The sequence below is a fragment of the Caldicellulosiruptoraceae bacterium PP1 genome, assembly GCA_041320695.1.
Taxonomy (GTDB): Bacteria; Bacillota; Thermoanaerobacteria; order Caldicellulosiruptorales; family Caldicellulosiruptoraceae; genus JBGGOQ01.
In genome coordinates this window covers 14,270-36,127 of sequence record JBGGOQ010000001.1, presented here as the reverse complement: position 1 = coordinate 36,127, position 21,858 = coordinate 14,270, and the positions used below count along the sequence as shown (strand labels likewise).

Annotated in this window: 22 protein-coding genes and 6 tRNA genes; 1 reads left to right on the top strand and 27 read right to left on the bottom strand. The window is 28.7% G+C overall.

What is annotated here, in order from left to right:
- Positions 1–9: 9 nt before the first annotated feature.
- The 20 genes from yfmH to ACAG39_00100 form a co-directional block, all read right to left on the bottom strand.
- Positions 10–1,287: an EF-P 5-aminopentanol modification-associated protein YfmH gene (gene yfmH, locus ACAG39_00195; GenBank protein MEZ0535655.1), complete on the bottom strand. Its 1,278-nt coding sequence runs from the start codon at positions 1,285–1,287 to the stop codon at positions 10–12.
- Positions 1,288–1,294: 7 nt separating this feature from the next.
- Positions 1,295–2,551: an EF-P 5-aminopentanol modification-associated protein YfmF gene (gene yfmF, locus ACAG39_00190; protein ID MEZ0535654.1), complete on the bottom strand. Its 1,257-nt coding sequence runs from the start codon at positions 2,549–2,551 to the stop codon at positions 1,295–1,297.
- A gap of 147 nt (positions 2,552–2,698) precedes the next feature.
- Positions 2,699–4,141 carry an Asp-tRNA(Asn)/Glu-tRNA(Gln) amidotransferase subunit GatB gene (gatB, locus tag ACAG39_00185; protein MEZ0535653.1) on the bottom strand — a complete coding sequence of 481 codons (1,443 nt, stop codon included), beginning with the start codon at positions 4,139–4,141 and terminating at the stop codon, positions 2,699–2,701.
- 14 nt (positions 4,142–4,155) lie between these two features.
- Positions 4,156–5,613, bottom strand: coding sequence for an Asp-tRNA(Asn)/Glu-tRNA(Gln) amidotransferase subunit GatA (gene gatA / locus ACAG39_00180; GenBank protein ID MEZ0535652.1), 1,458 nt, complete (start codon positions 5,611–5,613; stop codon positions 4,156–4,158).
- A 25-nt stretch (positions 5,614–5,638) separates the two neighbouring features.
- On the bottom strand, positions 5,639–5,935 hold the full coding sequence (gene gatC / locus ACAG39_00175; protein ID MEZ0535651.1) for an Asp-tRNA(Asn)/Glu-tRNA(Gln) amidotransferase subunit GatC: 297 nt from the start codon (positions 5,933–5,935) through the stop codon (positions 5,639–5,641).
- A gap of 95 nt (positions 5,936–6,030) precedes the next feature.
- The gene (locus ACAG39_00170) at positions 6,031–6,357 is read right to left on the bottom strand and encodes a hypothetical protein (protein MEZ0535650.1); all 327 of its coding nucleotides are present in this window, start codon (positions 6,355–6,357) and stop codon (positions 6,031–6,033) included.
- Positions 6,358–6,440: 83 nt separating this feature from the next.
- Complete coding sequence (locus ACAG39_00165) at positions 6,441–8,576, bottom strand: sodium-translocating pyrophosphatase (GenBank protein MEZ0535649.1); 2,136 nt, start codon at positions 8,574–8,576, stop codon at positions 6,441–6,443.
- A gap of 124 nt (positions 8,577–8,700) precedes the next feature.
- Positions 8,701–8,775, bottom strand: a tRNA-Cys gene (locus ACAG39_00160).
- Positions 8,776–8,786: 11 nt separating this feature from the next.
- Positions 8,787–8,862 (bottom strand) — tRNA-Gly (locus ACAG39_00155).
- A 12-nt stretch (positions 8,863–8,874) separates the two neighbouring features.
- Positions 8,875–8,950 (bottom strand) — tRNA-Phe (locus tag ACAG39_00150).
- A gap of 6 nt (positions 8,951–8,956) precedes the next feature.
- A tRNA-Asp gene (locus ACAG39_00145) sits at positions 8,957–9,033 on the bottom strand.
- A gap of 5 nt (positions 9,034–9,038) precedes the next feature.
- Positions 9,039–9,114, bottom strand: a tRNA-Val gene (locus ACAG39_00140).
- A gap of 149 nt (positions 9,115–9,263) precedes the next feature.
- On the bottom strand, positions 9,264–10,136 hold the full coding sequence (gene hslO, locus ACAG39_00135) for an Hsp33 family molecular chaperone HslO (GenBank protein MEZ0535648.1): 873 nt from the start codon (positions 10,134–10,136) through the stop codon (positions 9,264–9,266).
- 73 nt (positions 10,137–10,209) lie between these two features.
- The gene (locus tag ACAG39_00130; GenBank protein MEZ0535647.1) at positions 10,210–10,410 is read right to left on the bottom strand and encodes a cold-shock protein; all 201 of its coding nucleotides are present in this window, start codon (positions 10,408–10,410) and stop codon (positions 10,210–10,212) included.
- A 132-nt stretch (positions 10,411–10,542) separates the two neighbouring features.
- Positions 10,543–11,259: a class I SAM-dependent methyltransferase gene (locus ACAG39_00125; GenBank protein ID MEZ0535646.1), complete on the bottom strand. Its 717-nt coding sequence runs from the start codon at positions 11,257–11,259 to the stop codon at positions 10,543–10,545.
- A 1-nt stretch (position 11,260) separates the two neighbouring features.
- Positions 11,261–11,869, bottom strand: a complete 609-nt coding sequence (gene plsY, locus ACAG39_00120) for a glycerol-3-phosphate 1-O-acyltransferase PlsY (GenBank protein ID MEZ0535645.1) — start codon at positions 11,867–11,869, stop codon at positions 11,261–11,263.
- Positions 11,866–13,185, bottom strand: coding sequence for a ribosome biogenesis GTPase Der (der, locus tag ACAG39_00115; GenBank protein MEZ0535644.1), 1,320 nt, complete (start codon positions 13,183–13,185; stop codon positions 11,866–11,868). The genes plsY and der overlap by 4 nt, the downstream gene beginning before the upstream one ends.
- Positions 13,182–14,489: a DUF512 domain-containing protein gene (locus ACAG39_00110; GenBank protein ID MEZ0535643.1), complete on the bottom strand. Its 1,308-nt coding sequence runs from the start codon at positions 14,487–14,489 to the stop codon at positions 13,182–13,184. Before ACAG39_00110 ends, der begins: the two co-directional genes overlap by 4 nt.
- Before the next feature lie 29 nt (positions 14,490–14,518).
- Complete coding sequence (locus ACAG39_00105; GenBank protein ID MEZ0535642.1) at positions 14,519–15,316, bottom strand: dihydropteroate synthase; 798 nt, start codon at positions 15,314–15,316, stop codon at positions 14,519–14,521.
- 3 nt (positions 15,317–15,319) lie between these two features.
- Complete coding sequence (locus ACAG39_00100; GenBank protein MEZ0535641.1) at positions 15,320–15,781, bottom strand: DUF402 domain-containing protein; 462 nt, start codon at positions 15,779–15,781, stop codon at positions 15,320–15,322.
- Between the two features lie 80 nt (positions 15,782–15,861).
- On the opposite strand from ACAG39_00100, the gene ACAG39_00095 reads away from it, so the two are divergent.
- Positions 15,862–15,938, top strand: a tRNA-Pro gene (locus ACAG39_00095).
- Positions 15,939–15,969: 31 nt separating this feature from the next.
- Here the strand turns inward: ACAG39_00095 and ACAG39_00090 are convergent.
- The 7 genes from ACAG39_00090 to mltG all read right to left on the bottom strand — a co-directional run bounded on the left by ACAG39_00090 (position 15,970) and on the right by mltG (position 21,793).
- Positions 15,970–16,146, bottom strand: a complete 177-nt coding sequence (locus ACAG39_00090; GenBank protein MEZ0535640.1) for a hypothetical protein — start codon at positions 16,144–16,146, stop codon at positions 15,970–15,972.
- A gap of 52 nt (positions 16,147–16,198) precedes the next feature.
- Entirely contained in the window at positions 16,199–17,146 is a 948-nt protein-coding gene (pfkB, locus tag ACAG39_00085) for a 1-phosphofructokinase (GenBank protein MEZ0535639.1), read from the bottom strand.
- 10 nt (positions 17,147–17,156) lie between these two features.
- The gene (locus ACAG39_00080) at positions 17,157–17,924 is read right to left on the bottom strand and encodes a DeoR/GlpR family DNA-binding transcription regulator (GenBank protein MEZ0535638.1); all 768 of its coding nucleotides are present in this window, start codon (positions 17,922–17,924) and stop codon (positions 17,157–17,159) included.
- A 262-nt stretch (positions 17,925–18,186) separates the two neighbouring features.
- Positions 18,187–18,831 (bottom strand): RNA polymerase sporulation sigma factor SigK, encoded by a 645-nt coding sequence (gene sigK / locus ACAG39_00075; GenBank protein MEZ0535637.1) that lies wholly within the window; start codon positions 18,829–18,831, stop codon positions 18,187–18,189.
- 77 nt (positions 18,832–18,908) lie between these two features.
- Positions 18,909–20,132 (bottom strand): U32 family peptidase, encoded by a 1,224-nt coding sequence (locus tag ACAG39_00070; protein ID MEZ0535636.1) that lies wholly within the window; start codon positions 20,130–20,132, stop codon positions 18,909–18,911.
- A complete protein-coding gene (locus ACAG39_00065) occupies positions 20,133–20,789 on the bottom strand; it encodes an O-methyltransferase (GenBank protein ID MEZ0535635.1) in 657 nt (218 codons plus the stop codon).
- Positions 20,789–21,793 (bottom strand): endolytic transglycosylase MltG, encoded by a 1,005-nt coding sequence (gene mltG / locus ACAG39_00060; GenBank protein ID MEZ0535634.1) that lies wholly within the window; start codon positions 21,791–21,793, stop codon positions 20,789–20,791. The genes ACAG39_00065 and mltG overlap by 1 nt, the downstream gene beginning before the upstream one ends.
- Between the last annotated feature and the right edge of the window lie 65 nt (positions 21,794–21,858).

The window sequence follows — 21,858 nt, the reverse complement described above, 5'->3', positions numbered from 1 at the left end:
CAATAACAGTTATACTGGGTTTATTATTGAAATAGCACTATTATTATATGAGTATACTTCATTTAACCTCTTCATACAATCTTCAATTTTAATATTTTCAATTTCTTTTGCATAATCAAATAAATTTACGCATTTAAAATAACTATTGATGAATTCTACTGAAATCTTCTCTATATTATCAAATTTTCTCAATATACTTCCAACAACAACTCTTTTTGATCTTTCGAAATCATCCTCGTTTATTCCATGCTGTTTATATTTACTAATATAGTCAATAATTACATCGTATGTTTTCTTGGGATTTATTGATTCTCCACCTACAATTACAAAAGAATAATCATTTTCACAGTTATAATCAAAAGCAAAATTTTGATTTATTAATCCTTGTTCATAAAGATCATTATATAGCTTTGTTGATTTACCAAATAATAACTCGTTTAATATATGCATGGTAAGTTCCTTGTTAATTGTTTCTTTAGGTGTTAGCTCATTTAAGTTATCTTTAAATCCAATATAAAATAATGGTGAAGAAACAGATAAATTTATCTCAATGTTTTTTTCATTAATATAATTTGGTTCATCTGGTAATACTCTTTCAATTAGACTTTGATATTTTGTTATTTTTTGTGATTTCTCTATTTTTTCAAATACCTCCTTTTCATTTACATCACCACATACTAAAATAATCATATTACTAGGATGATAAAATGTGTTATAGCATGTATATAAATCTTCTTTTGTTATCTTATTTATACTTTCAATAGTACCTGCAATATCAATTTTAACAGGATGTTTAACATATAATGCTTGAAGTAAATTGAAATATACCCTCCAACCTGGATCATCTTGATACATTCTAATTTCCTGAGCAATAATACCTTTTTCTTTTTCTACATTTTGGTCAGTAAAATATGGATTTTGAACAAAATCCAATAAAATATCAAAGTTTTCATTAAAATTATTCGAAGCTAAAAAATAATAAACAGTTGATTTAAAACTTGTAAAAGCATTAGCCATTCCACCAAACTTTGAAAATCTATCAAAAACACTTCCTTGTTGTTCTTCAAAAAGCTTATGTTCTAAAAAATGTGCAATTCCATCAGGAACCTCAATGAGTTGTTTGGTTTCAGGATGTATAAACTTACTATCAACTGAACCATAATGAGTGCAATAGCCTGCAAAAACTTTGCTGAAATTTGGTTTTTTAATAACAAACGCCTTTAAGCCAGAAGGATAATTTTGTATATATATTTCTTCTTTTAAGTAATTATCATATATTCTTTCCATAAAAATATTACACCTCTCTATTTTTTAGAAAATATACTGTATCAATAACTAACTTATTTGAAATAGTAACAATATCCTCAATTAAATGTTTTCTAATAAATTCAAATATTTCAAAAGGTTCATATATTCTATCAATAAGTGATTGATTAAAATAAAAGTTTACTAAATCTCTTGGGCTGTCATAAACTGATTTGTACATTGTGTAAAAGTAATTTATTGTACTTTCATATTCTTCTTTTGTTATATTTCCTTTTTTGATATCTTCTATTTGCTCAATAATTAAGCTTAATGCTTTATCATAGTTAACAACTTCTATACCAGAGCTTATTATCATCATAGGCTTAAATTTATCCAAACGAGAAAAAGCATAATAGCATAGTGATGCTTTTTCTCTTACATTTTCAAACAATTTTGATTTTGGAGAAGTTCCCAATATACCATTTAATAAAATCAATTTATAGTATTCATCTGAGCGAGTATCTATGTTAGTTCTGATACCAATGCTAAGCTTCCCTTGATTTACTTCCATTTCTTCTTTAATATACTTAGTATCTATCAACGCATTTGTAAAATCAAAGTTATTTTGGATAACTTCTCTATTGCTACTTAAATCGAAATATCTATTAATAATATCATTTAGATTATCTCTATTATAGTCACCAAATGCATATATATAAAAAGGCTTTTTCATCACTATATTTACATAATGATTATAAAGAATTTCTTTATTTATATTTTCTAAATCATTAATATCTCCTTTTTCAAATAAAGCAAAGTTATCCCCTTCAAACATAATCTCTATACATCTATCAATAGCATATTCAACTTTATCGTTTATTCTGCTTTCAATCATCAATTTTAAATTATTTTTTTCTTGTTCAATATTTTGAGAATTAAATCCACCACCAAAATTAATTGGTCCATAGATAATATCATATAAAAATTCAATAGCTTTATTAATAAGAGGTTCTGGTGAATAATTATCATTTATTAAACTTAGGGAAAAATTAATTATCTGTAAATCCCCTTTTTTTGATACATCAACTGAAAGACTTGCACCGTACATCATTTCGCAGAATTTATTAATTTCTTTTAAATCTTTATATTTGTTGTTTCCCCTAATTAACACCATTGGAAACAAAGCATTCAAAGTGTTATTGAATTTTTCCAATTTATCTATAAAAGCTATTCCAATTCTATTTATTTTAAACCTTTGATCATTAATAATCATAACCTTATTATTTCCATATCTTTCTATTAACATTTTATCAACTCCTACGATATCTTCATTAATTAATTTTCACTTAAATATTCTATCCGTAATTCCAAAAAATATCAATAAAATTCTGTTAAATATTTCTTAATATTATTAATGAAAAAACAGATGGTTAGGTAGAACCTAACCATCTGTTTATATTTTTGATAATTCTTCTTTTAAAATTTCATTTACTAGTTGCGGATTTGCTTTTCCTTTTGTTAGTTTCATAACTTGCCCAACCAAAAATCCTAAAGCTTTATCTTTCCCATTCTTATAATCGCTAACAGAATTTGGATTTTCAGCAATAGCCTTTTTTACAGCATCAACAATAATGCCTTTGTCACTTATTTGAACTAAGCCCTTTTCTTTAACAATTTCCTCAGGATCCTTACCAGTATTAAATACTTCCTCAAATACTTGCTTTGCAATTGTATTACTTATTGTCTTTTTATCAACTAATTCAATAATTTTAGCTAACTGATTTGGCTTTATTTTTATTGTGTAAATATCGTCAAATTCAATGCCTTTTTCATTAAGTATTCTCATTATTTCTCCCATAAGCCAATTGCTAGCTGACTTTATATTGTTTGTATATTTGATGGTTTCTTCAAAATAATTTGCTAACCACTTTGATGAAGTAATAAGGCTTGCATCATATTCTGGTAGACCATACTCATTAACATATCTATCCTTCTTTTGTTCAGGTAGCTCAGGAATACTTTTTTTAATATTATCAATATATTCATCATCTAATACAATTGGAGGCAAATCAGGCTCTGGAAAGTATCTATAATCATGAGCTTCTTCCTTTGATCTCATAGAAAGGCTTATGCCTTTTGCATCATCCCATCGTCTAGTTTCTTGATATATTGTTCCACCATTTTCAATTACCTCTATTTGTCTTTTAGCTTCATATTCAATAGCTCTAACAACAGATCTAAAAGAATTTAAGTTTTTCATTTCAGTTCTTGTTCCAAACTTATCACTGCCTTTTGGTCTTACTGATAGATTAACGTCAACACGTAATGAACCTTCTTGCATTTTACAATCTGAAACCTCTGTATATTGAAGAATTGCTTTTAACTTTTCTAAAAAGGCCTTTGCTTCTTCACTTGATCTAATATCAGGTTCAGTAACAATCTCGATCAATGGAACGCCACATCTATTAAAGTCAACAAGTGATCCTTCATCCCATTGATCATGTAATAGTTTCCCTGCATCTTCTTCTATATGAATTCTTTTTATCCCTATTCTTTTTATATTCCCATTAATTTGTATATCAATAAACCCATCATAACAAAGAGGTAAATCATATTGGGATATTTGATATGCTTTTGGCAAATCGGGATAAAAATAATTTTTCCTATCCTGTTTACTAAATTTACTTATCTTGCTATTTGTAGCTAAACCAGCCTTAACAGCATATTCAACAACCTTTTCATTTAAAACTGGTAGAACACCAGGCATACCTGTACATATTGGACAGCAATGAGTATTAGGTTCTCCACCAAATTCTGTTGTGCAAGAACAGTAAATTTTCGATTTTGTTGCAAGTTCAGCATGTACTTCAAGTCCTATTATAACTTCATAATCCATTCTTTATTCACCTCTTATATCTTTGGTTTTATATTTCTAATATTGCTGTTTTGTTCAAATGTATATGCAACCCTTAATATTGTTTCTTCATCGAAAGCCTTACCAATAATCTGCAGTCCAATAGGAAGTCCTTTACTATCCAATCCACTTGGTATTGATATTGCAGGTAACCCAGCTATATTAACAGGAACTGTGCAAATATCTGACATATACATTTCAATTGGATTAGAAACCTTCTCACCAATTTTAAATGCAGTAGTAGGGCTTGTAGGAGATATAATAACATCATATTTTGAAAAAGCTTCATCGAAGGCATTTTTAATTAATGTTCTAACTTTAAGCCCTTTCTTATAGTATGCATCATAGTAACCTGCTGATAATGCATAAGTGCCTAGCATAATTCTTCTCTTTACTTCAGCACCAAATCCTTCACTTCTTGTTTTCTTGTATAGATCAAGTAAATCATCATAAGATTCTGTTCTATATCCATATTTAACGCCATCATATCTTGCAAGATTTGAACTTGCCTCTGATGATGCAATAATATAATAAGTAGGAAGTGCATATTCTACTATTGGTATCGAAAATTCCTCCCATGTAGCTCCTAAAGATTCTAATAATTCCAATGCTTTTTCTACTGATTTTCTAACTTCATCATTAATACCTTTTTCCATATATTCCTTAGGAACACCTATTTTTATTCCTTTGACATCGTTAACTAAAGCTTTAGTAAAATCTGGAGTAGCAATTGGAGCTGATGTTGCATCATATGGATCATGCCCACATATTATATTCATTGATAAAGCACAATCAGTTACGTCTTTAGTTAATGGTCCAATTTGGTCAAGTGATGATGCAAAAGCAATAAGACCAAATCTTGATACTCTCCCATATGTTGGTTTCATCCCTACAACTCCACAAAGTGAAGCTGGCTGTCTTATTGAGCCACCAGTATCTGATCCTAATGTAAAATAAGCCTCATCTGCTGCTACACATGCTGCAGATCCACCACTTGAACCTCCTGGAACTGTTTCTATGTTCCATGGATTTCGTGTTGTATGAAATGCAGAGTTTTCAGTTGAGGAACCCATTGCAAATTCATCCATATTTAGCTTCCCAATTATATTCATTCCTGCGTCTTTTAATTTTTTGATAACAGTTGCATCATATGGTGGAACAAAATTATATAAAATCTTTGATGCACAAGTTGTTTTAATATCTTTTGTGCATATATTGTCTTTTATTGCAAGAGGTAAACCATATAGTGGTCCTACATCTTCACCTTTTGAAATTTTTTCATCAAATTTTTCAGCTCTTTTTAATGCATTTTCTGAATCTAAAGTAATATAGGCTTTTACCTTATCTTCTACACTATTAATTCTATTTAACACAGCTTCTGTTACCTCTTTACAAGAAACCTTCTTAGACTTTATCAAATCAATTGTTTCGTGAGCTGTTAGATTTTGTACCATATCAAATATATACCTCCTTAGTACATTATTCAACTATTTTGGGAACCTTAAAACATGCTTCATCATGTGTAGGAGCATTTTTTAAAATCTCTTCTCTATCATATGAATCTTGAACAACATCTTTTCGAAATACATTCTTCAAGTCAAGTACATGTGCAGTTGCTTCTACATTATCAGTATCCAATTCTGATAATTTATTTGCAAAATCAATAATAGCACTAAGTTCCTGTGTCATTTTTTCAGTCTCATTTTCATTCAATGTAAGCCTTGCTAAATGAGCTACATATTCAACATCCTTATTAGTAATGCTCACTTCTTTCATCTCCTTTTTATTATTTTGCCTCTCTCTATTTTATAGAAAATTTTTAACATTATCAAGAAAAGAAAATCCCTGCTTATAAAAAGCAGGGATTTTCTTTAACTTGCCATTTTTTTAGTTAATATTTCACAAACTCGTTCTTCAATCCCAAGTAAATAGATTTTATAGTCTTTTGTCGATATTATAGTTCTTCTATCACTTGTTTTACTTGGGGTAGCATCTTTAAAATCTATCCATTTGACAATCCCATAATGTTTTTTTGAAGCATCAATAAAGTAAAAACCATTTTGGCAAACATGTAAAGTCATCGGACCTTGATATTTAATGTTTGGATGCCCTTCGATGTATTCAACTTTTAGCGGCTCACAGATGTCTTTACCTAAATCCTTTATGTCTTTTGGTACTCCTAATCCAAAAAGACCCATCTTGAGCCCTCCTTAAATAATTATTCCTCTAATAAAATTATACCATAACCTTTATCATAAATAACCATATTTTTTCAGAAAAACTATCTAAATAATGCGACAAAAACAAGTGTAATTGTACTAATCAATTTTACCAAAACGTGTAATGATGGACCAGCAGTATCTTTAAATGGATCACCTACTGTATCCCCAACTACACCTGCTTTATGAGCCTCTGATCTTTTTCCACCATAATTACCAAGCTCAATAAACTTCTTAGCGTTATCCCAAGCTCCTCCACCATTATTTAAGAATAAAGCAAGGATAACACCAGCTATTGTTCCAATCATTAAAAATCCAGCTGCAGCTTCTTTTCCTAGTAATACACCAACAATAATTGGTGCAGCTACAACAATTAATCCCGGTATTACCATTTCTTTTAATGCTCCACGTGTAACAATATCAACACATTTTGCATAATCTGGTTTTGCTGTTCCTTCCATTATACCAGGGATTTCTTTAAATTGTCTTCTTACTTCAAGGATTACATATTGAGCAGCACGGCCAACTGCTCTAATTGCAGTTGAAGAGAACAAATAAACTATCATAGCTCCTAAAAATGCTCCAATAAATACTTCTGGTTTTCCAATATCAACAGAAAACCATGATTCTAATGGTTTACCTAATATTTTTTTAACTTCATCAAGATAAGCTGAGAAAAGTAAGAATGTTGCCAAAGCAGCAGAACCTATTGCATAACCTTTTGTTAATGCTTTTGTAGTGTTACCACATGCGTCTAGTCTATCAGTGACTAGTCTTACCTCTTCTGGAGCCCCTGACATTTCTGTAATACCACCTGCATTATCAGTAATAGGTCCAAAGGTATCCATTGCTAATATATATGCACAAGTTGATAACATTCCCATTGTTGCAATAGCAGTTCCGTAAAGCCCACCATTTGCAAAACCAGGTAATGCTAATTCACCAAGTTTATATGCAATAAAGATTGCAATTGATATAAAAAATACTGGAAGAGCTGTTGATTCCATACCAACTGAAACACCTGTAATAATATTAGTTGCTGGGCCTGTTGTTGATGCTTTAGCAATTTCTTTAACAGGTCTATAATGATATGATGTATAATAATCAGTTAACCAAACAAATATATATGAAAGAACAATACCTGTTACAGCACACCCATATAGAAGCCCCCATTGAACTTGAGAACCATCTGGCAGTTTACCTGTAAGCATTGATTTAACAATAAACACTAAGGCAATTAAATTTAATACCGATGTTACAAAATATCCTTTGTTTAATGCCTTCATTGGATCTTTACTTTCATCTTTTGTGTTAACAAAGAACAAACCAATAACAGATGAAATTATACCTATTGCACGAGCTACTAAAGGGAATAGAATACCTTTCCATCCGAATACTGGATACAAAGCAACACCTAATATCATAGCACCTATATTTTCAGCAGCTGTTGATTCAAAAAGGTCAGCACCTCTTCCTGCACAATCACCAACATTATCACCTACAAGGTCAGCTACAACTGCAGGATTTCTTGGGTCATCTTCTGGAATTCCTGCTTCTACCTTACCAACAAGGTCAGCTCCAACATCGGCAGCTTTTGTGTAAATTCCGCCACCAAGCTGAGCAAATAAAGCAACAAAAGAAGCTCCAAATCCAAATCCTACTATCAATGATGGGGCTTCTTTTATTAATTCTGCTTTCCCTGATGCACCACCATAAATTAAAAATAATGTAGCAACCCCAAGTAATGATAAAGCGGTTACAGCAAGACCTGTTACAGCCCCACCTCTTAATGCTATTTGAAGGGCTTTATTAAGCCCGCTTTTTGCACCAGAAGCAGCTCTAATATTTGAATTTACTGCAACATACATACCTATATAACCAGAAATAGCTGAACATAATGCACCGGTAATAAATGCAAATCCTATATGAAGAGCAATACTAATAGCATGAGCAGAACCTTTTGAAAGATTTCCAAAATAGTTTGCAAGAATAATAATTAATGCAACAATAATTGCTAAAATACCAATAGTTTTATATTGTCTGTTTAAAAAAGCCATTGCTCCTTCTCTAATTGCATTAGATATTTCTTGCATTTTGGGAGTACCTTTATCTTGTGCGAAAATAAATTTAACCAAACCAAAAATAACTAATACAGCAAATACAATAACACTGTAGATAAGTAAGACATATCCACTCAAGTTAAATCTCCTCCTTCAAGTTAGTTACATTGTTAAATATAATATTCTACATAAATTGAAAAAATCCTTCAAAAATACAAAAAAACCTGTTTAATTATATAAACAGGTTTGATATTAATTAATTTGGAGGCGCCACCCGGATTTGAACCGGGGAATCAGGATTTTGCAGACCCTTGCCTTACCGCTTGGCTATGGCGCCATATAAATAATTGGAGCGGGAAACGGGACTCGAACCCGCGACATCTACCTTGGCAAGGTAGCGCTCTACCAACTGAGCTATTCCCGCTCTTCTCATATATGGTGCCTCGGGGCGGAATCGAACCACCGACACGAGGATTTTCAGTCCTCTGCTCTACCGACTGAGCTACCGAGGCTCTTAATGGCGACCCAGAAGGGGCTCGAACCCTCGACCTCCAGCGTGACAGGCTGGCGCTCTAACCGACTGAGCTACTGGGCCATATTTGGTGGGCACTACAGGGCTCGAACCTGTGACCCCCTGCTTGTAAGGCAGGTGCTCTCCCAGCTGAGCTAAGCGCCCTTTTTTGTCAGCCGCTTCATCAGCGGCGACATGATTTATTATACTTAACATCCATCATATTTTCAACAGTCTTTTTAGGCTTTTTTAGCTCATTTTTAGCTTTTTTCGGGTATTATTTAAGTTTTCATGTGTAATTATTAATTATATCTTTATTTTTCTTCGTTTTTCTCAATGTTTTTTATTTTAATTGCTTCTTCTCTCGAAATAATATATTTTTTTTCACAGAAACTACATACTATTTCAATATCTTCTTGATCATTTATCTCATCATCATTTAAAAGTGTAATTAATGTTTTTGCTTTTTCATATGAGCAATCACATTTGTAAGTTGGGTTATATTCATTTAAAATTTCATAATCAATATCTTCAAAAATATCTTTTGCTATAGTATCAACATCTTTTTCTTTTAAAATCTTAGAAAAATTACTTAGCCCTCTTATTCTTTGTTCAACTAACTCAATAAATTTATTATCTGCATCAGGTAATAGTTGTATTATCATTCCTCCAGCTGAAACAATTTTTAAATCCTTATCAATTAAAACACCTAAAGCTACTGCCGATGGAGTTTGTTCTGATATAGCAAAATAATGTGTTATATCTTCGGCAATTTCGCCAGATACTAATTGTATCTGTCCTATATATGGTTCTTTTAGCTTTAGGTCTTTTATAACTGTTAAAGTCCCATTACCTATTGCTCCTTTGACATTAAGCTTACCTAATTTATTTATTTCTGTAATAACTTCTTTGTTTTTTACATACCCTTTTACATTTCCTTGTGAATCAGCTACTGCTACTAAACCTCTTAAAACACCGTTACATTGAATTTGAAGACTTACTGTATGGTCTTCAGATTTTAGCATTAACCCCATCATCGAAGCAGCTGTTAGAAGCCTTCCTAATGCAGCTGCAGGAATGGGGGGTAAATTATGTATAGTAGTAGCTTGTTCAACAATATCAGTAGAATCCATAACAAATAATATAGCTTTTCTATCTTTTGTAATTGCTCTAATCACTTTAGACATTTATATATACCTCCTCAATCAAAAAGAGGCTGCAAATTTTTCAGCCTCTTAAATATATTTTATCATAAATTTTTTATTTTACTTTTCTAACATTAACAGCCTGATTACCTTTATCACCTTTTACAATATCAAATTCTACTAATTGCCCTTCAGCTAATGTTTTATATCCTTCCATATCAATTGATGAAAAATGAACAAAGATATCTTCTCCATTCTCAGTGTTAATAAATCCATACCCTTTATCTGGGTTAAACCACTTTACTTTTCCACGCATTATTTTCACCTTCTTAAATAAATTCAAAAAATATAATAATAATTTTATAAATCTATTTTACCCTCTGGCAATATAATTATTCTTTTATACTTAATTTAGAATTAAGCCAAGTATAAAATAAAAGTTTTGAAATTATATATTATTTTTAGCTAAAATATAAAATGCTTTTGAACGCTTATTAATTATATATTTATAATCATATTTTTTTGATAATATATAAAATTTATTATATTTTAAAATTTTTTCTATGTAAGCTTCAGAATACATATATTGTTTATACTTTTCTAAAAAACTATTTTTATTAGTTTTAAATAACAGATAAATATAAAGTATATTCCCAAATCTTTTAGTATCCCATACTATTGTAGAGTTATTTATTTTTTTAATAAATCTTTTATTAGAAATATTTTTTAAGTATTGGTATAGGTTTATATCAAAGATAATAATACCATTGTATTTTAATAATCTATAACACTTTTTAAAAAAATCATTTATTTTCTGTTTATTAATATGATTAATAACGTCAGTTGTTACTATTATTACATCAAACTTTTTTCGAGTGCTAAATTTAAAAAAATCTATTCTTATAAATTTAATTTTTCTATTTCTTTTTCTGGCAATTTCTATCATACTGAACGATTTATCAATACCAGTAATTTTATGAAATCCTCTTTTAAATATTTTTTGTGTTACTTCCCCTGTCCCACATCCGACATCTAATATTTTTAATTTTTTATTATTTATTTGTTGAAGTGTTTTATTAATTATTTTGTACATTAGTTTATTATTGTTAAAAATAGAGGTATATTCATAATAATATTTTGCTAATTTATTGTATTTGTTCAGCATATTATTTAAATCTTATCCTTTCACCAACTTTTCTCTCTGTTCCATTAATTAATCTTTTAATATTTTCTCTGTGACGAATTAAAATAACTATTAGAATAAACAACGCTAAAAACCAGTATTCTCTTGCAAATATAAGTACAATTATTAAGTAAAAAAATGCTCCTGACATAACACCCAAAGACATATATCTTTTAATTGCAACAACTAAAACAGCAAATAATAGAACAGCAATTGCTATGGTAGGATGAATTGCTAATGCAGCACCCCAAGATGTTGCAGCAGCTTTTCCTCCCTTAAAATTGAAATATAAAGGCCAAGTGTGTCCACATATAACAGCAACAGCTCCTAATGTTTGTGCAAGAACAATATCATCTTGCATTACAATTTTTGCAAAAATAACAGCAACAATACCTTTAAAAACATCTAAAAAGAAAACAGAAATAGCAGGTAAAACACCAAGAGTTCTTAATACGTTAGTTGTACCAGGATTACCACTGCCATATTTTCTAACGTCAACACCATTTGTTAATTTACCAATTACTAACGCCGAAAGAACACTACCTATAAGATATCCTACAGATAAAATTAATAAAATTTGTAATGCCTTCATATCTTTTCTCCTTTCTCTCTAATAATAAAAAACAAAGGAGTTCCAACAAAATCGTATGTTTTTCTAATATAGTTTTCTATATACCTTTGATACGAAAAATGAAATAATTTTTTTTCATTCACAAATAATGCTATTTTAGGAGGATTACTACCCACTTGAGTCATATAATATATTTTAAGTTGTTTTCCTTTATCTGATGGTGGTTGAAATACTGTTGTAGCTTCGGCCAAGACATCATTTAATTGGCCAGTTGTAATCCTGCGAGTGTAATTTTGATAAACATAGTCAACCATTTCAAGAAGTTTATTAATTCTTAAGCCGGTTTTTGCTGAAATAAATATTATTGGTGCAAAAGTTAAGAAACTTAATTTTTCATATACCTTTGTTTTGTATTCTTCAACTGATTTATAATTTTTTTCAACAGCATCCCATTTATTTACTGCTATTATACATCCTTTGCCAGCTTCTAATGCAAGTCCTGCTACTTTAGCGTCCTGTTCTGATACTTCTTCTGTTGCATCTATCATAATGATGCAAATATCACTTCTTTCTATGGCAGATTTGGTTCGTAAGATGCTATATTTCTCTATTTCGTCATATATTTTGCTTTTTCTTCTAATACCGGCAGTATCAATTAAGGTATATCTCTTAGAATTAAATTCAATGGCTGTATCAATTGCATCTCTTGTTGTTCCCGGAATATCACTTACAATGAGTCTCTCTTCACCTAGAATTCTATTTACTAATGAGGATTTACCTGTATTTGGTTTTCCAATTATGCTGACTTTTATCGAATCATCTTCTGTTTCATTTATTCCCTCTTTTTCAAATAAACTAACAACTAAATCAAGAACATCGCCAATACCAGAACCATGTTCTGATGAAATAGATATTGGGTCACCAAAACCAAGTTCATAAAATTCATACTTATTATTTTCCATATTATAATTATCAATTTTATTTACAGCTAAAACAACATGTTTTTTTGATTTTCTTAACATATCAGCAACTTCTTTATCAGATTGATTTAACCCCTCTCTACCATCAACCATGAAAATAATTACATCTGACATATCGATTGCAAATTGAGCTTGTCTCCTCATTTGTTTTAAAATAATATCTTCAGAATAGGGCTCTATACCACCTGTATCAATAATGTCAAAAGTAATTCCATTCCATTCAGTTGTCCCAATTATTCTATCTCTTGTAACACCAGGTATATCATCAACTATTGCTCTTCTTTCACCAATTAATCTATTAAATAATGTTGATTTTCCAACATTTGGGCGACCAACAATTGCTACAGTTGGTTTCATGAATTTTCACCACCTTTTAAAATATAGTATATCAATTTTCTTCCATTATTTGGTACAAAAAATATAGGGATGTTAAGTTGATTTTCTAATTCTCTAACAGTTACATCATCTAAAAATTTTTGGTCATAGTTAATACAATTATCTGGTAATAGTAAATAGCTACCTAATTCTTTATTCTTAAGTTGTTCAATTATATCTTGTCCAGTTAAAAGTCCAGATACTGTTACAGAATTACCAAAAAATTTATTTTCAATACAATATAATTTTATATTAATATTTTGATATTTTTTATTAAATTCAGTTAGTAAACATTTTAAAAAATTATAAGCACTTTGGCCTGTTGCAATACTTAATTCTTTTTTAATATTACTATTACCTTTTAATTTACTTAAAGTATTTTTAAATTGATGTATAAACAAAGAAACCATTCCAACTCCGTTTTCTATTTGTCTGAAATCTTCATAAGAAGAAACTGATTTAATTTCCAACCCAGCATTTATAAAAAATTCATCTGCTGCATAAACTAATCTGGTGCCATATTTTTTTAAAAATATTCTTTGATACATTTCAATCGTATTTATTATTTCAAGCGAAGATTCTTTATCAAAGGGCTTAATATCATACAAATTTTCTCTATACTTTGTAAGCCCAACTGGGACAACAGAAATACTCTTTATATTTGGAAAAAAAGTTGAAAGATCTTCAATAGTGTTCTTGAGTTCTTTACCGTCATTAACATTTTTTACTAAAACTATTTGCGTATCAAATTCAATGCCATGATATGATAGCTGTTTAAGTTGCTCTTTTATCAAAGCTGCTCTTTTATTTTTTAGCATAAATACTCTTAATTCAGGGTTAGTTGTATGCACAGAAATCTTTAATGGACTTATGTGGTATTTTATAATTTTTTCAAAATCTTTATCTTTTAAATTTGTTAAAGTTATATAGTTCCCTGTAAGAAGCGATAGCCTTGAATCGTCATCCTTAATATATAAAGTATCTCTTAAACCTTTTGGAAGCTGATCGATAAAGCAAAAAATACATTTATTTTCACAACCTCTAATTTTATCAACTAAATCTTCAAACTCAATTCCCAAATCTTGATACTCTTTTTTCCTAATAAATTTTTTGAATGTTGTGTTCTCTTTAATATAAATAATTTCTATATCTTTATTATATGATGCATACATATAATCTAACAAATCATATATTTGAATATTATTTATTGAAATTATATAATCTCCTAAATTAATACCTATTTTTTCTGCTAAACTGCCTTTTTTGACGTTTGTGACTTTGAGCATAAATAATAATCCTTTCCAAGTTAATTAACTTAATCAAGTGAACCTTCTCTTGCTTTTAAAATGTATTCCATACAATATTCATCTGTACCATTTAATGCTTCAGAAGCATAAATTAAATTAAGCAATGTTTTGTCAAGCGGATCTAAAATAGCACTATTTAAACCAAAATATATAGCTAAACTAACAAAGGATCTATTTATCCACTTTCTATTTGGTAAGCCATAAGATACATTTGATAATCCACAAATAATATTTATATCACTAAATGTTTGTTTTATCAATTTAATTGTCTCTAACGAAACATTTATATATCTTTGATCAATTGAAAGTGGTTGAACCATTGGATCTAAAAATATCCTACTATTATCTATACCATTTTTGTTCAAATATTCAACAAGTCTTTTTGCTATTTCTATTCTTTCTGAGCTGTCTTCTGGTATTTGGTTGTTTTCCATTAATAAAGCAATAACAGACATATTGTATTCTTTAATTACAGGTATAGCTTTATCTAAAACATATTTATCAAAAATAATCGAATTATAAAGAGCTGTGGATTTATTATATACTTTTACAGCTTCTACAATAACATCAGGATTTGAGCTGTCTAAAGATAGTGGAACACTAACACTATCTTGTATTAATTCTATCAATGTTTTCATTACTTCGGCTTCATTTTCAATAAATACACCACTATTTATATCAATATAATTTGCCCCTGATGCTTCTTGCTTTTTTGCTAAATCAATTAAAAAATCATAATTTTTATTTTCAATAGCTTCTTTTACAGTTTTAACCGATGAGTTTATCTTTTCACCAATAATTATCATGCTTTATACCTCCCAAAATCTTTTTTCTAACACATCAAGTGTAAATCCATTATAAATATCATTTAATAAATAGTTTAGTTTAGATAATGCTTCAAGCATTAAATCCTCAGATATTTTATTATTTTTCCTTAATTCAATTAATTCATCAATGTCTAACACTTTATAGGTTTTATCTGGATAAATAACTACATCTAACAATAAATCTTCAATTATTAATGTATCATCCTTTATATTTGTTCTTACAATATCACAATATGTGTAAAGTAACCTGTTGTCAGAATTATACATTTTACTTATTTTAATACCTTCTTTAAAAAAAAGGCAGGACATTCCGTTAACAATATCCTGTCTTTTATGAATAGGTAGCCATTTTGTAATAAGTATATCTTCATTATGGAAAAGTATAATATCTCCTGAAATATCAATTTCCTCTTCAGGAATATATCGTTTTCTAATAATCTTCAAATTAATTAACTCCTTTGTGATATTGATTTTTTTGTTGTATATTATATAATGTTTTATAGTAAATTGCAAAAAAATTATATCGGGATGTAGCGCAGTTTGGTAGCGCACTTGGTTCGGGACCAAGGAGTCGCAGGTTCAAATCCTGTCATCCCGACCAAATATAAGTAAAAAAGCCGCAAATGCGGCTTTTAATATTTTAAATTATTTTTATAGAAGTCTTCTAATAAAAGCTGAATCTCTTTTGTAGATGGCAATTTTAATATATCATTTAATAATAATTTACAATTAGACATGTCAAGGTTATTGATAATATAGGTATGTGCAATACCAGTTGGACATGCAGTTACTCCCAAAATCTTTTTCATATTCACAACCTCCCAATTTATTATAAGATAAACCTTAAAAAATTATTAAGAGCTATAACCAACATGACAAATCTTCGACATTAATCAAGTCTAAAGATTTTTTTACTTCTTCAATAGAACAAACCTCAGTCCCAGGTTTTGATGCAGTTATTGTTCCAGCAGCAGTAACCCATTTAGCTATTTCAAAAATATTAAAGTTATTAATTAAGCAATAGGCAAGTGTAGCAACCATTGAATCACCAGCTCCAACCGAACTTTTGCAGTCAATTCTAAATGTATTTATTTTGTAAGCATTGGCTGTTGTAATTAAATATGCTCCTTTTTCGCTATTAGAAACAAGAATAATTTTTATCCCTAACTCAATAAGTTGTTTTGAAACTTTTATAATATCTCTACTATCTTGTAAGTTTACATTAAATAGTCCGTTTAATTCATTTATATTAGGTTTTATAGCATATGGTATACCATTAATACCATATCTTAAAGCGTCACCATCTGCGTCAAGAATTGTATATACACCTTTTTTATTTGCAATTTGAATTAATTCATAATAAATTTTACTGTCTAATCCTAGTGGCAAACTGCCGCTTAATATTAACAAAGATGTGTTATCAAGTAGTTTAGTAAATTTATCAATAAACTTTTCTATATCTTTTTCATTTACATAAAATCCTTGTTCATTTATTTCTGTAATTGTACTTGTATGTTCATCAAATATCTTTATATTTGTTCGAGTTTCACCTTCTATTATAAAAAAATCATTATTAATATTAGCTTTGTTTAAGTAGTCTAATAACAATTGCCCCTGTTTACCTGCTATCAATCCTGTTGCTAAAACATTCATTCCAAACTTTTTAAGAACTTTTGCAACATTTATTCCTTTTCCGCCAGGATCAATTTTAATTTCTTTCACTCTATTTAGTGTACCTAAGTTAAATTTCTCTAAAGTAATTGTTTTATCAATAGCTGGGTTTAATGTAACAGTTAATATATGTTTCACTATTATCCTCCTAATAATTTGCTATATATATAGTTGTTCCTTTATTTTCAATTCTGCTTATTATGTTAGCTTCAACTTTTTCATCAGTAACCCATTTATCAATATCTGAGATATCAGCAAATTGTGCAAAAGAAACTTTGCCTACTTTACTATGGTCAGCAAGCAAAATTGTTTCTTTAGATATTTCAATCATTTTTCTCTTTGTAGCTGCCTCAATAATGTTAGGTGTAGTCAACCCTTCTTCAACATCAATACCATTTGTTGCAATAAATGCTTTATCAACTCTAAGCATATTTAATGCATATTCTGATATAGGTCCGACCAAAGCTCGTGTGTTTTTTCTAAGAGTTCCTCCAATTATTACAATCTCTATATTATCTTGAGTTTGTAGTTCGTAAGCAATAATAATTGAGTTGGTTACAACAGTTATATCAGATACTTTTTTAAGTTCTTTTGCAAGATATAATGTTGTTGTCCCTGAATCTATTAAAATAGTATCGCCTTTTTGAATAAATTCAGAAGCTTTTTTAGCTATTTTTTCCTTTTCATTTTTAAATTTATCTTCTTTTTCAATAAATGTTGGCTCAAAGTTTACACTTTCTAAACTAACAGCTCCACCATGTGTTCTTTTAATTAGTTTTGCATCTTCTAATTCTTTAAGATCACGCCTTATAGTTGATTCTGAAACATTAAATAAATAACTTAACTCTTGAACAGATGCCCTTAAATGTTCTTGAACATATTGGACGATTTTTTGTTTTCTTTCTTCTTCAAACATAATAATCATGCTCCCTGATAAATATCAATAATGCTTATTTATGATTATTCGTATGCTCATTTATGATTTTTTATGCTTACTATTGATTATAAATTTAATATAAAATAATGTCAATATATTATTAGATATTTTCATATTTTTAATAAATAATATTTTATTTTTTATATATTATGTACAATTTAAAATGAGTACAAATAAAAAAAGCTACTAGCTATATTGAATCAATAGCTGTAGCTTCTTTTTTAAAAAATATAAATTATGCTTACATTTGAAGCTCATTATAAAGCTTTTTTAATGCCTTCTTTTCAATTCGGGATACATAAGATCTTGAAATTCCAAGTATATTTGCAACCTCTATTTGTGTTTTTTCTTGATTATCACAAAGACCATATCTTAGTTCAATAACCTTTTTTTCTCGTCCTTTTAATACATTTTTAAGTTTTCCTGAAAGTTTCTTAAGAAGTATTTTTATATCAACAGCCTCATCAACATCATTATCTTCATTTTGAATAACATCCATCAAAGTTATTTCATTACCATCCTTATCAATTCCAATAGGGTCATTTAATGAAACCTGTAAATTAAATTTCTTGTTTTGTCTCAAAAACATTAAAATTTCATTATCAATGCATTTTGCAGCATATGTTGAAAGTCGTGTTTTTTTATTATTTGAAAAAGATTCAATGGCTTTTATGAGTCCAATTGTTCCAACAGAAATTATATCTTCGCATATATTAGGAAAAGTAGACGTATATTTTTTTGCTATATGAGCTACTAATCTTAGATTTTTCTCAATTAAAATATTTCTTGCTCCAATATCCCCCGCCCACATTAATTCTAAATATTTCTTTTCTTCTTCTTCTGATAAAGGCTGAGGAAAACTTGCTCCATTTTTTATAAAATACATTAAAAATCATCTTTAATAAGGGCTCCAATTACAATTATATTCTATTTTTGCAATTTTGTTGCATGTCCATTTAAAATTTATTCAGATTTTTTTCTTAACATTGCATATTGTGTTACTTTTTTATCAAATCTTATTTTTACTAATTGTTGTGGATGAGGACAAACATCAATTTGATTTCCATCTTGGTCTTCAATGAAATCAATAGTTTGTTCAAAATAGGTTCCATCAGGAAGCATAACCTCAACTAAATCACCCTTAAAAAATCTGTTTCGTTGCTCAACAATTGCAAAATTTTCATTTATAATATCCTTTACAATACCAACAAAATCATATTCTCTTATATATTGGCTTGACTCATATTTATAATCATTTTGGTTAGGTTTACCAAAGTAGAAGTTTGTCGTATAACTTCTATGGCTACATTTAGCTATTTCAATAAGCCACTCTTCTTCGGGAGCAAAATTATATGGATCTTTTATAAATTTATCTATGGCCTTCCTATAGTTGCTCACAACTGTTGCAATATAAAAGCTACTTTTCATTCTTCCTTCAATCTTAAAGCTATCAATACCTGAGAAAACTAACTTATCAATATATTCAATCATACATAAATCTTTTGAATTGAATATATAAGTTCCTGTCTCATTTTCTATTATAGGGAAATATTGATTTGGTCTTTTTTCCTCAACAACATAATATTTATATCTACATGGATGTGCACAATCACCTAAATTTGCATCTCTATATGTCATGTAGTTACTTAAAAAGCATCTTCCAGAGTAAGAAATACATAAAGCACCATGAACAAATGCCTCAATTTCTAAATCTTTAGGTGTTTTGTCTCTTATTTCTTTAATTTCTTCTAAACTTAATTCACGAGCTAAAACAACCCTTTTTGCTCCAAGCTCATACCAAAATAAAGCTGATTGGTAATTTGTGGTATTTGCTTGAGTGCTTATATGAACTGGAATTCCTGTTTTAATAGCTTTTTTAAATATTCCAAGATCTGAAACAATAATTCCGTCAAATTTTAATTCTTTTATTGTTTCTAAAAAATTATCTAATTTATCTATATCATTGTTATGGGCAAAAATATTTGCAGTTATATATATCTTTTTTCCATATTTATGTGCAAATTCTACTGCTTCAGCCATATCTTCATAAGAAAAATTTCCTGCATTCTTTCTAAGCCCAAAGCTTTTCCCGCCAATATATACAGCATCAGCTCCATAAAGAACTGCAACCTTTAGTTTTTCTAAATCACCTGCTGGTGCTAATAATTCTAGTTTTTTTATCTCCACTTAAATTCCCTCCACATTACTTGCCTTTATTGAAATTAATATGCCATCGCTAACTGGTAATAAAGTAGATATAAATTGCTTATCTTCTAATACCATTTTGATAAATTTGTCCATTCTTTTAGCAATGGTTACCATTCTTCTTTGTAAATATTTTTTGCCCAAAACCATACCACGATACAAAACATTATCACAAATAATAATTGAATTGTCATTAAGTTTATCTTTTACTAAATTGAAAAATTCAATATACTGAGCTTTTGCAGCATCAATAAACACCAAATCAAAATTACCATCTATTGATTTTAGTGCTTCTTCTGCTTCTGCACCAATTACATGGATATTATCAATTGCATTTGCCTTTTTAAAAAACTCTTTAGCCTTTATTACCATATCAAAATCACGTTCAATAGTAATAATTTGGGTATTTTTATAACCATAAAACATGGATAAAGTTGAATAACCAATTGCAGTGCCAATTTCTAAAATACGCTCAGGTTTTTTTAACATTGTTAAAATATATAGTAATCGTGAAACCTCTTTTGCAACAATTGGAACATTGTTTATTTTTGAGTAATGTTCCATTTTTTCTAATAATGGGTTAATGGAATATAAATTATTTCGAATAAAGCTGTTTAAAATATCTTGACTTAAATCCATTATTGTTTTTCTCCTTCATTCTGTTTTTGGAATTCCAAATGTTCTTTATACGTTTTACTAAAATGGTGATATCCATTTTTTTTAAGAACAAAGTATAAATAATCAGTCTTTTGGGGATTTAATGCAGACAATAAGCTTTTTTTGCCAGGGTTAGATATTGCTGACGGTGGTAAACCATTGTATTTATATGTATTATAATATGAATCTATTTTTAAATCATTATAAGTCAAAACTTCTTTATGCTTTGGTAGTAAATATTCTACTGTTGCACAACTTTCTAACTTAATATTTTTATTTAATCTATTAAGAAAAACCCCTGCAATAAGACTTCTTTCACTGTCATACTTTGCTTCTTTTTCAACAATTGATGCTAAAATAACTGTACTTTTTAGGTCCAAATTTGTTTTTTTAAATTGCTTAATACTTTCATATACTTGTGTAAATCTATTTAACATCATAATAATAATATCTTTGGCTGAAGTATTAGGATAAACTTCATAAGTATCAGGAAATAAGTATCCTTCATATGGATATAAAACATTTTTTCCAATAAACTTATATTTAAAATCAATATCACCTTTCTTGATTTCATTTATAAAATCCTCTTTTTTCACAATACCAAGCATATCTAATCTTTTTGCAATATCAATAACTGTAAATCCCTCAGGAATTGTGAACTTAATTGTCTTTTTATAAACAATACCTTTTTGTAGCTCTTCACAAATTTTTTTTAGGCTCATTTTGTTAGAAAGATAATATTTACCTGCAGCGATCTTATATTTGTTAAATTTAAGATATAATAAAAATATATATTTATTTTTAATAATACCTTTATCTTCCAAAATCTGGGCTACCTTTTTCGCTGATGTATCTTGTGGTATTTCTATATAAGTATTTATTGTATTTCTATTAGATAAAAAATAAAAATATATAATCGAGAAAAAGAAAATTAATAGTGTAAAACAAAATAAATACATTAATTTTTTCTTTTTTATTTTTTTCATAAGCAATTACCTCACATAAAAACATCAAATAAATTATATCATATTCAAGTATATTTAAAAAAATA